The sequence below is a fragment of the Klebsiella sp. HMSC16A12 genome (assembly GCF_001808265.1).
Lineage (GTDB): Bacteria > Pseudomonadota > Gammaproteobacteria > Enterobacterales > Enterobacteriaceae > Klebsiella > Klebsiella pneumoniae.
Map to the genome: position 1 here is coordinate 1 of NZ_KV792620.1, position 11768 is coordinate 11768.

General features: G+C 57.2%; 7 protein-coding genes. 5 read left to right on the forward strand and 2 right to left on the reverse strand.

All coding sequences use genetic code 11. From position 1 onward, the window contains the following. Positions 1–315 precede the first annotated feature (315 nt). A complete protein-coding gene (locus HMPREF3140_RS15245; RefSeq protein ID WP_004178258.1) occupies positions 316–777 on the reverse strand; it encodes an acetyltransferase in 462 nt (153 codons plus the stop codon). Positions 778–933: 156 nt separating this feature from the next. Here HMPREF3140_RS15245 and metA point away from each other — a divergent pair, with 156 nt between their 5' ends. The 4 genes from metA to aceK all read left to right on the forward strand — a co-directional run bounded on the left by metA (position 934) and on the right by aceK (position 6996). Continuing rightward, on the forward strand, positions 934–1863 hold the full coding sequence (gene metA, locus HMPREF3140_RS15250; RefSeq protein WP_004146576.1) for a homoserine O-acetyltransferase MetA: 930 nt from the start codon (positions 934–936) through the stop codon (positions 1861–1863). Between the two features lie 260 nt (positions 1864–2123). Then, positions 2124–3725, forward strand: a complete 1602-nt coding sequence (gene aceB / locus HMPREF3140_RS15255; RefSeq protein WP_015959246.1) for a malate synthase A — start codon at positions 2124–2126, stop codon at positions 3723–3725. Positions 3726–3804: 79 nt separating this feature from the next. Further along, positions 3805–5109 carry an isocitrate lyase gene (aceA, locus tag HMPREF3140_RS15260; RefSeq protein WP_004192658.1) on the forward strand — a complete coding sequence of 435 codons (1305 nt, stop codon included), beginning with the start codon at positions 3805–3807 and terminating at the stop codon, positions 5107–5109. 102 nt (positions 5110–5211) lie between these two features. Next, the gene (aceK, locus tag HMPREF3140_RS15265) at positions 5212–6996 is read left to right on the forward strand and encodes a bifunctional isocitrate dehydrogenase kinase/phosphatase (protein WP_032412752.1); all 1785 of its coding nucleotides are present in this window, start codon (positions 5212–5214) and stop codon (positions 6994–6996) included. A gap of 50 nt (positions 6997–7046) precedes the next feature. Here the strand turns inward: aceK and iclR are convergent, their stop codons facing one another. After that, entirely contained in the window at positions 7047–7877 is an 831-nt protein-coding gene (gene iclR, locus HMPREF3140_RS15270; protein ID WP_016946580.1) for a glyoxylate bypass operon transcriptional repressor IclR, read from the reverse strand. A gap of 194 nt (positions 7878–8071) precedes the next feature. On the opposite strand from iclR, the gene metH reads away from it, so the two are divergent. Beyond that, a complete protein-coding gene (metH, locus tag HMPREF3140_RS15275; protein ID WP_004151753.1) occupies positions 8072–11755 on the forward strand; it encodes a methionine synthase in 3684 nt (1227 codons plus the stop codon). Positions 11756–11768 lie beyond the last annotated feature (13 nt).

Consider the following 11768-nt stretch of genomic DNA (forward strand, 5'->3'; position numbering starts at 1 on the left):
AAGCCCGGTCGAAAGACCGGGCTTTTTGTTTTATCTGTTGTTTGTCGGTGAGCGCTCTCCAGAGTAGGACAAATCCGCCGGGAGCGGATTTGAACGTTGCGCAGCAACGGCCCGGAGGGTGGCGGGCAGGACGCCCGCCATAAACTGCCAGGCATCAAACAAGTGAAGAGCCCATCCTGTCGGATGGGCTTTTTGCGTTTCTGTCGTCCGGCCAGCGTGCCGGTATGCCTCCCCGGTGGCGCTGCGCTTACCGGGGCTACGGATCCTCGGCCACCTGCTGGCCGAGGGGACATCAATGCCGCAAAGTTACCGACGTCAATCGTAGTCTGCTTCAGCCTGCTGCTCATACATCAAATTCAATAACGGATACGGTTGCCCCAGATCGTCCGTTTCAGAGCGCCCTGTCACCCTAAAACCCATCTTCTGATAAAACCCGACCGCTTGTTCATTCTGCTCATTTACATTGGTCGTCAGCTTCGGCGTTAACGACAGCGCATGCTCAATCAGCAACTTCCCCACGCCACAGCCGCGGACATCCGGATCGACGAACAGCGCATCCATATGATCTCCGGTCAGCAGCATAAAGGCGATCGGCTGGTCTTCCGTATTAACCGCCACCCACAGCGGAGCCTCCGGTAAAAATGCGCGTACCATCTCCTCCAGCTCCTTTCGATACGCTTTTGTCAGAAAATCATGCGTGGCGTCGACCGACCGACACCAGATCGCAGTCAGTTTATCCCCTTCATCAGGCCGGGAACGGCGGATGTTAATAACCATACTTTCTCCTTTTCTACATTCTTATATTCTAACTCAACAAGCGCCGTGAAATTTTCTCACCGTGAACATGCAGACTCGACATTCACCCGATTCCTGGTTATCTTCAGCTATCTGGATGTCTAAACGTTTATACGTATGCTATGAGGTAATACAGTTATGCCAATTCGGGTGCAGGACGAGCTGCCAGCCGTCAATTTCTTGCGCAATGAAAACGTCTTCGTAATGACGACAACACGTGCAACGACTCAGGAAATCCGCCCCCTGAAGGTGTTAATCCTCAACCTGATGCCGAAGAAAATCGAGACGGAAAATCAGTTCCTGCGTCTGCTATCAAACTCTCCGCTGCAGGTGGATATCCAGTTATTACGTATCGATGCGCGCGAGTCGCGTAATACCCCTGCGGAGCATCTGAATAACTTTTACTGTAATTTCGATGAGATCTGCGATCAGAACTTTGACGGCCTGATTGTTACCGGCGCTCCTTTAGGCCTGGTTGAGTTTAACGATGTTGCTTACTGGCCGCAGATCAAACAGGTGCTGGAGTGGGCCAAGGATCACGTCACTTCGACGCTGTTCGTCTGTTGGGCGGTTCAGGCCGCGCTGAACATTCTGTACGGCATTCCCAAGCAGACCCGCGCCGAAAAGATTTCCGGCGTCTATGAACACCATATTCTTCATCCGCACGCCTTACTGACCCGCGGTTTCGACGACTCTTTCCTGGCCCCGCACTCACGCTATGCTGATTTTCCGGCCGGACTTATTCGCGACTATACCGATCTTGAGATCCTCGCGGAGACGGAAGAGGGCGATGCGTATTTGTTCGCCAGTAAAGATAAGCGCATCGCCTTTGTCACCGGCCACCCGGAGTACGATGCCAATACCCTGGCAAGTGAATATTTCCGCGATGTGGAAGCCGGTTTGAACCCTGAGATACCTCATAACTATTTCCCACAAAACGACCCGCAGAACAAACCGCGCGCCACCTGGCGCAGCCACGGCAATCTGCTGTTCGCTAACTGGCTTAACTATTACGTCTACCAGATTACGCCATACGATCTGCGTCATATGAATCCGACGCTGGAATAATACTCTACGTGAGACGATCCTAAAGCGTTTCAGCATTTTGCCTCTGGCACCTTCGGGTGCCTTTTTTATTTCCGAAATTCACTTCATACGCGAGGATAACTTTAATTTCATTGTTATCAATGTGTTAATGATAAATTAAAATTAAAATGGAAATTGTTTTTGATTTTGGAAATTAATTGAGTAGTCTTAATTGTGCTGAGCGAAAACTGCACAACGATCTTTCGCTCGCTTCCAGCGGATCAACCAAGAGGAGCAGCACAATGACGCAGCAGGCGACAATCACCGATGAACTGGCCTTTAGTCAGCCCTATGGCGAGCAGGAGAAGCAGATCTTAACGCCTGAGGCGGTAGAATTTCTGACGGAACTGGTGAGCCGCTTTACGCCGGCGCGCAATAAGCTGCTGGCCGCGCGTTTGCAGCAACAGCAGGCTATTGACGACGGGCAGCTTCCGGATTTTATTTCGGAAACTGCTTCCATTAGAAATGGCGACTGGACTATTCGCGGTATCCCGGCTGATTTGCAGGATCGCCGCGTGGAAATCACCGGCCCCGTCGAGCGCAAGATGGTCATTAACGCGCTGAATGCCAACGTCAAAGTCTTTATGGCGGACTTTGAGGATTCGCTGGCGCCTGACTGGCGCAAAGTCATTGATGGTCAAATCAACCTGCGCGATGCCGTGAACGGAACCATCAGCTACACCAACGAGGCCGGCAAAATCTATCAATTGCAGCCCAATCCCGCTGTGCTGGTATGCCGTGTGCGCGGCCTGCATCTGCCGGAAAAGCATGTGACCTGGCGTCATGAGGCCATCCCCGGGAGCCTGTTCGATTTTGCGCTCTATTTCTTTCATAACTACCAGGCGCTGCTGGCGAAAGGAAGTGGTCCCTACTTCTATCTGCCAAAAACACAGGCCTGGCAGGAGGCGGCATGGTGGAACGATGTCTTCAGTTTTACGGAAGATCGCTTTGACCTGCCGCGGGGCACCATCAAGGCCACGCTGCTGATTGAGACGCTGCCAGCGGTGTTCCAGATGGATGAGATCCTGCATGCGCTGCGCGACCATATTGTTGGCCTGAACTGCGGCCGCTGGGATTACATCTTCAGCTATATCAAGACGCTGAAAAACCATCCGGATCGCGTACTGCCGGACCGGCAGGTGGTGACGATGGATAAACCCTTCCTCAGCGCCTACTCACGCTTGTTGATTAAGACCTGCCATAAACGCGGCGCGTTTGCGATGGGCGGTATGGCGGCGTTTATCCCGAGCAAAGATACCGAACGTAACCGCCAGGTGCTGAGTAAAGTCACCGCCGATAAAGAGCTGGAGGCCAACAACGGTCACGATGGGACCTGGATCGCCCACCCGGGCCTGGCGGATACCGCCATGGCGGTGTTTGACCGCGTGCTGGGCGATAAGCCGAATCAGCTCTCGGTCACCCGGAGCGAGGATGCGCCAATTACCGCTGAACAACTGCTGGCTCCCTGCGAGGGCGAACGCACGGAAGCCGGAATGCGCGCCAACATTCGCGTGGCGGTGCAGTACATCGAAGCGTGGATCTCCGGCAACGGCTGCGTACCGATTTATGGCCTGATGGAAGACGCCGCAACGGCCGAGATCTCGCGCACCTCTATCTGGCAGTGGATCCATCATCAGAAAACCCTGAACGACGGCACCCCAGTCACTAAGGCGCTGTTTCGCCAGTGGCTGGCGGAAGAGCTGATGGTGATTCAGGAGGAGCTGGGAGAGCACCGCTTCAGCCACGGCCGCTTTGACGATGCGGCGCGACTGATGGAGCAGATCACCACCTCCGACGAGCTAATTGATTTTCTGACATTGCCGGGCTACCGCCTGCTGGCCTAATCGCCAGATGGTGTGGTTCGCCATTTAGTCCTTCACCTATGAGCCTGGGGAGCCAGGAAATTATATGGAGCATCTGCACATGAAAACCCGTACCCAACAAATCGAAGAATTAAACAAAGAATGGACGAACCCGCGCTGGGAAGGCATTACCCGTCCCTACAGCGCGGAAGAGGTGGTGAAGTTACGCGGCTCGGTGAATCCGGAATGCACGCTGGCGCAGCTTGGCGCGGCGAAACTGTGGCGTCTGCTGCACGGGGAGGCGAAAAAAGGGTACGTCAACAGTCTCGGCGCGCTGACCGGCGGCCAGGCCTTGCAGCAGGCGAAGGCGGGTATCGAAGCCATTTATCTCTCCGGCTGGCAGGTGGCGGCGGATGCTAACCTGGCGTCCAGCATGTATCCGGATCAATCGCTGTATCCGGCCAACTCGGTACCGGCGGTGGTGGATCGGATCAACAACACCTTCCGCCGCGCCGATCAGATCCAGTGGTCAGCGGGAATTGAACCGAACGATCCGCGCTTTATCGACTACTTCCTGCCGATCGTGGCGGATGCGGAGGCCGGTTTTGGCGGCGTCCTGAACGCCTTTGAGCTGATGAAATCGATGATTGAAGCCGGTGCAGCGGCTGTTCACTTCGAAGATCAGCTGGCATCGGTGAAGAAGTGCGGCCATATGGGCGGTAAAGTGCTGGTTCCGACTCAGGAGGCGATTCAGAAGCTGGTGGCGGCGCGTCTGGCGGCCGACGTGATGGGGGTCCCGACGCTGGTCATCGCCCGCACCGATGCCGACGCCGCGGATTTAATTACCTCAGACTGCGATCCGTACGATCGTGAGTTTATTACCGGGGATCGCACCAGCGAAGGGTTCTTCCGCACCCACGCCGGGATCGAGCAGGCGATCAGCCGCGGGCTGGCCTACGCGCCGTATGCGGATCTGGTGTGGTGTGAAACGTCGAAACCGGATCTCGAGCAGGCGCGCCGCTTTGCCGAGGCTATCCATGCGCGTTTCCCGGGCAAACTGCTGGCCTATAACTGCTCGCCGTCGTTTAACTGGAAGAAAAATCTCGATGATAAAACCATCGCCAGCTTCCAGCAGCAGCTGTCGGACATGGGATACAAATACCAGTTTATTACCCTCGCGGGGATCCACAGCATGTGGTTCAACATGTTCGACCTCGCCCATGCCTACGCTCAGGGTGAGGGGATGCGCCACTATGTTGAGAAAGTGCAGCAGCCGGAATTCGCCGCCGGGCCGGAAGGCTACACCTTCGTCTCGCATCAGCAGGAGGTGGGCACCGGCTACTTCGACAAGGTCACCACCATTATCCAGGGTGGCACCTCGTCGGTAACGGCGCTGACCGGCTCGACCGAAGAAGATCAGTTTTAAGCCATGCCCGGTGGCGCGACGCTGACCGGGCCTGCAAGAGGACGCAGGCCGGATAAGCGAGCGCGCCATCCGGCATGACGTGGCGCCGGATGGGGGAAAGCGATGACGCGTGGTCTGGAATTACTGATTGCCCAAACGATATTGCAGGGATTTGACGCGCAGTATGGGCGTTTTCTTGAAGTCACTTCCGGCGCGCAGCAGCGCTTTGAACAGGCTGACTGGCACGCCGTGCAGCAGGCGATGAAGCAGCGGATCCATCTCTACGATCACCACGTGGGCCTGGTAGTAGAGCAGCTGCGCTGCATCACCGAAGGGAAAAGCACCGACGTCGATTTTCTTCTGCGGGTGAAACAGCAGTACACCCAACTTTTACCGGATTACCCTCGCTTTGAAATTGCTGAGAGCTTTTTCAATTCGGTCTACTGCCGCCTGTTTGACCACCGCTCGCTGACCCCCGAGCGGCTCTTTATTTTCAGCTCGCAGCCCGAGCGACCCTTTCGTACCCTCCCGCGACCGCTGGCGAAAGATTTCTTTCCGGAACGCGGTTGGTCGCACCTGCTGGGTAAAGTACTGTCCGATCTGCCGCTGCGGCTACCGTGGCAAAACAAAGCGCGGGATATCGGCTATATCATTGCCAGTCTGCAGGAGGCGCTGGGGGAGGAACTGCTCGCCACCTGTCATCTGCAGGTCGCCAATGAGCTGTTCTACCGCAATAAAGCCGCCTGGCTGGTGGGCAAACTGGTCATGCCGATGGCGACGCTGCCTTTTTTGCTGCCGATCCACCGCAGCGAAGAGGGTGAGCTGTTTGTTGACACCTGCCTCACAACCCATGCCGAAGCGAGTATCGTTTTTGGCTTCGCGCGTTCCTATTTTATGGTTTATGCGCCGTTGCCCGGCGCGCTGGTGGAATGGCTGCGCGAGATCTTGCCGGGTAAAACGACGGCCGAGCTGTACATGGCGATTGGCTGTCAGAAGCACGCCAAAACCGAAAGCTATCGCGAATATCTACACTACATTACTCGCTGCGATGAGCAGTTTATTGAAGCGCCGGGTATTCGCGGGATGGTGATGCTGGTGTTTACCCTGCCGGGCTTTGACCGGGTGTTTAAGGTGATCAAGGACCGCTTCGCGCCGCAGAAAGAGATGACCGCCGCCCATGTGCGGGCTTGCTATCAGCTGGTAAAGGAGCATGACCGCGTCGGGCGGATGGCGGACACCCAGGAGTTTGAAAATTTCGTGCTGGATAAACGGCAAATCGCGCCGGCGCTGCTGGCGCTGCTGCAGGCGGAAGCGGGGAACAAACTCACCGATCTCGGCGACCGCATCGTCATCAGCCATCTCTATATTGAACGGCGAATGGTGCCGCTCAACCTGTGGCTGGAGCAGGTTAACGGCCAGGCATTGCGTGATGCGGTAGAAGAGTATGGCAATGCTATCCGCCAGCTGGCCGCCGCCAACATCTTTCCCGGCGATATGTTATTTAAAAACTTCGGCGTCACCCGCCATGGCCGGGTGGTGTTCTACGACTATGATGAAATCTGCTATATGACGGAAGTGAATTTTCGCGAGATCCCGCCGCCGCGCTATCCGGAGGATGAGCTGGCCAGCGAGCCGTGGTACAGCGTTTCGCCTGGCGATGTGTTTCCGGAGGAGTTCCGCCACTGGCTGTGCGCCGACCCGCGCATTGGGCCACTGTTTGAAGAGATGCATGCCGACCTGCTGCGCGCCGACTACTGGAGCGCACTGCAGATGCGGATTAAAAACGGCCATGTGGAAGATGTCTACGCCTACCGGCGCAAGCAGCGTTTTAGCGTGCGCTATGGCGCCGACAGTAGACCGGATAAGGTGTTTACGCCGCCATCCGGCAAGGTGCGCCGATCTGCCTGATGGCGCTACGCTTATCAGGCCTACTTAAAATGCCCTTCTGGGGCATTTTTTTATTTAACCCCGCCATACGCCAGCGTCACTTCCTTCGCCGCCTTGATCACCAGCGCGCCCAGCTCAGTCACCCGATCATCGGTCATACGCGAGATGGGGCCTGAGATGGAGATTGCCGCGAACGGTTCGCGATGTTCATCGTAAATGCAGGCGGCGACGCAGCGCAGGCCGAGCGCGTGCTCCTCATCATCGAAAGAGTAGCCCCGCTTGCGGGTCTGGGCTAAATCTTCCTTCAGATGCAGCGGGGAGACCAGCGTGGCATGCGTATAGGCATGCAGCCCTTTACGGTGCAGCAGACTGGTGACCTGCTCTTCGCTCAATTGCGAGAGAAACGCCTTCCCGGCGCCGGAAGCGTGCATCGGCAGTTTACCGCCGATTGGCGCCGACATCCGCATCAGCTGGGTGCACTGCACCTGATCGATAATGATCGCCTGGTGGTCGCTCTGGTCGAGCACCGCCAGATTCACCGTTTCACCGGAATCTTCCATCAGCTGGCGCAGGATCGGGTGGACAATGGCCAGCAGATTGCGGCTTTGTAGAAAGCTGCTGCCGACCACGAAAGCATGCGCCCCGACGGCCCAGTGACCCAGCTCGCCAACCTGGCGGACGAAGCCCAGCTGTTGCATGGTGGTCAGCAGACGGTGAGTCGTGGAGTTGGGCAGACCCGCCTGCTGCGCCAGTTCGGTCAGCGCGACGCTGCTGTGGGACTCGGCAATCCATTCGAGTAATTTCAGGCCGCGGGTCAGCGACTGAACCTGACCGCCAGCCTGCTGGGCAGTGGCAGCCGCGGGTTTTCTGCCGCGTTTCGCGGGAATGGGGGTAGTGGCCATCGCGAACTCCTTTTTCTGTATCGTGGAAATAATTTTCGTTTTATTTGGCAATAATGCAATCACAACCGGACTCATCGGAGGAGTGAAGCTGAACATGTCTCATATTGCCCGTTGTTGTCTTTTCCGCTCCGGTGGTTTATGCCAGTATGGTTTGTTGGCTATTTGGCCTGAGTCGAGCGTTGTCGGGAGCAAGTGTGAGCAGCAAAGTTGAGCAACTGCATCAGCAGTTAAAAGAACGTATTCTGGTTCTGGATGGGGGCATGGGCACCATGATCCAGGGCTATCGTCTGAGTGAGCAGGACTTTCGCGGTGAGCGCTTTGCTGACTGGCCGTGCGACCTGAAAGGCAACAACGACCTGCTGGTGCTCAGCAAACCCGAAGTGATCCGCGAGATCCACGACGCCTATTTCGAGGCCGGCGCGGATATCATTGAGACCAACACCTTTAACTCGACGACCATCGCGATGGCGGATTACCAGATGGAATCCCTGTCGGCCGAGATCAACTTTGCCGCGGCGAAGCTGGCCCGCGCCAGCGCCGACGCCTGGACGGCCCGCACGCCGGAAAAGCCGCGCTATGTCGCGGGCGTGCTTGGCCCGACCAACCGCACCGCTTCTATTTCGCCTGATGTGAACGATCCGGCGTTCCGTAATATTACCTTTGACCAGCTGGTGGCCGCCTATCGCGAATCCACCCGGGCGCTGGTGGAAGGTGGCGTGGATCTGATCCTGATTGAAACGGTATTTGACACCCTGAACGCTAAAGCGGCTATCTATGCGGTGAAAGAGGAGCTGGAGGCGTTAGGCGTTGACCTGCCGCTGATGATCTCCGGGACCATTACCGATGCCTCTGGCCGCACGCTTTCCGGACAGACCACCGAAGCCTTTTATAACTCGCTGCGTCACGCCGAAGCCTTATCGTTTGGTCTGAACTGCGCCCTCGGGCCGGACGAGCTGCGGCAGTACGTCCAGGAGCTGTCGCGCATTGCCGAATGCTACGTCACTGCGCACCCGAACGCCGGCCTGCCCAACGCCTTCGGCGAATACGATCTGGACGCCGACACCATGGCGACGCAAATTCGCGAATGGGCGGAAGCCGGTTTCCTCAATATCGTTGGCGGCTGCTGCGGTACCACCCCGGAGCATATCGCCGCCATGAGCCGGGCGGTAGCGGGCCTGCCGCCGCGTCAGTTGCCGGAAATTGCGGTGGCCTGCCGCCTCGCCGGCCTGGAGCCGTTGAATATCGGCGACGATAGCCTGTTCGTTAACGTCGGTGAACGAACTAACGTCACCGGCTCGGCGAAATTTAAGCGGCTGATTAAAGAAGAGAAGTACAGCGAAGCGCTGGACGTTGCGCGTCAGCAGGTGGAAAGCGGCGCGCAGATTATCGATATCAACATGGACGAGGGGATGCTCGACGCGGAAGCGGCGATGGTGCGTTTCCTTAACCTGATTGCCGGCGAGCCGGACATTGCCCGCGTGCCGATCATGATTGACTCCTCCAAGTGGGAAGTCATTGAAAAGGGCCTGAAATGTATTCAGGGCAAAGGCATCGTTAACTCGATTTCGATGAAAGAGGGCGTCGAATCCTTTATCCACCATGCGAAACTGGTTCGCCGCTACGGCGCCGCGGTGGTGGTGATGGCTTTCGACGAGGTTGGTCAGGCCGACACTCGCGAACGTAAAATAGAGATTTGCCGTCGCGCCTACAAAATCCTCACCGAAGAGGTCGGCTTCCCGCCGGAAGATATTATCTTCGACCCCAATATCTTTGCCGTCGCCACCGGTATCGAAGAGCATAACAACTACGCACAGGACTTTATCGGCGCCTGCGAAGACATCAAACGCGAGCTGCCGCATGCGTTAATCTCCGGCGGGGTCTCCAACGTCTCCTTCTCCTTCCGCGGTAATGACCCGGTACGTGAGGCGATCCACGCCGTATTCCTCTACTACGCGATCCGCAACGGCATGGACATGGGGATCGTCAACGCCGGTCAGCTGGCCATCTATGATGACCTCCCGGGCGAGCTGCGCGACGCGGTCGAAGACGTGATCCTCAACCGCCGCGATGACAGTACCGAACGGTTACTTGAGCTGGCGGAAAAATATCGCGGCAGCAAAGCGGACGACGGCGCGAATGCCCAGCAGGCGGAGTGGCGCACCTGGGAAGTGAAAAAACGCCTCGAATATTCGCTGGTTAAGGGCATTACCGAATTTATCGAACAGGACACCGAAGAAGCGCGTCAGCAGGCCGCCCGCCCGATTGAGGTCATTGAAGGGCCGCTGATGGACGGCATGAACGTGGTCGGCGATCTGTTCGGCGAAGGCAAAATGTTCCTGCCGCAGGTGGTGAAATCCGCCCGTGTAATGAAACAGGCGGTGGCCTACCTTGAGCCGTTTATTGAAGCCAGTAAAGAGCAGGGCTCCAGTAACGGCAAAATGGTGATTGCCACGGTAAAAGGCGACGTTCATGACATTGGCAAAAACATCGTCGGCGTGGTGCTGCAGTGCAATAACTACGAAATCATCGATCTTGGCGTGATGGTCCCGGCGGATAAAATTCTCAAAACGGCCAAAGAGGTAAACGCGGATCTAATTGGTCTTTCCGGGCTGATTACCCCATCGCTGGACGAGATGGTTAATGTGGCGAAAGAGATGGAGCGCCAGGGCTTTACCATCCCGCTGCTGATAGGCGGCGCGACCACCTCGAAAGCGCATACGGCGGTGAAAATCGAGCAGAACTACAGCGGCCCGACCGTTTACGTACAGAACGCCTCGCGCACCGTCGGCGTGGTGTCTGCGCTGCTCTCGGACACGCAGCGCGACGAGTTTGTCGCCCGCACGCGCAAAGAGTATGAAACGGTGCGTATCCAGCATGGGCGTAAAAAACCGCGTACGCCGCCGGTGACCCTTGCCGCCGCGCGGGAAAACGATCTGGCCTTTGACTGGGAGAGCTACACGCCGCCGGTGGCTCATCGTCTGGGAGTACAGACGGTGGAAGCCAGTATCGAGACTCTGCGCAACTACATCGACTGGACGCCGTTCTTCATGACCTGGTCGCTGGCGGGTAAATATCCGCGCATTCTGGAAGATGAAGTGGTAGGGGAAGAGGCGCAGCGCCTGTTCAAAGATGCTAACGAGCTGCTGGATAAGCTGAGCGCAGAGAAAACCCTGAACCCGCGCGGCGTGGTGGGTCTGTTCCCGGCCAACCGCGTGGGCGACGATATTGAAATCTATCGCGATGAAACCCGCACCCACGTGCTGACGGTGAGCCATCATCTGCGCCAGCAGACGGAGAAGGTCGGCTTCGCCAACTACTGCCTCGCCGATTTTGTCGCGCCGAAGCTGAGCGGCAAGGCGGACTACATCGGCGCCTTCGCCGTGACCGGCGGCCTGGAAGAGGACGCGCTGGCGGACGCCTATGAAGCGCAGCATGATGACTATAACAAGATCATGATCAAGGCCATCGCCGATCGCCTGGCGGAGGCCTTTGCCGAGTATCTGCATGAGAAAGTGCGCAAGGTTTACTGGGGATATGCGGCTAATGAGAACCTCAGCAATGAGGAGCTTATTCGCGAGAACTACCAGGGGATCCGACCGGCGCCGGGATATCCGGCCTGTCCGGAGCACACCGAAAAGGGGACCATCTGGCAGCTACTGGACGTCGAAGCCCATACCGGCATGAAGCTCACCGAATCGTTCGCCATGTGGCCGGGCGCATCGGTTTCCGGCTGGTACTTCAGCCATCCGGATAGCAAGTACTTCGCCGTGGCGCAGATCCAGCGCGATCAGGTCGAAGATTACGCGCTGCGCAAAGGAATGACGCCGGCGGAGGTCGAGCGCTGGTTAGCGCCTAATCTGGGCTATGATGCGGACTAGTCGTCATCTTTCC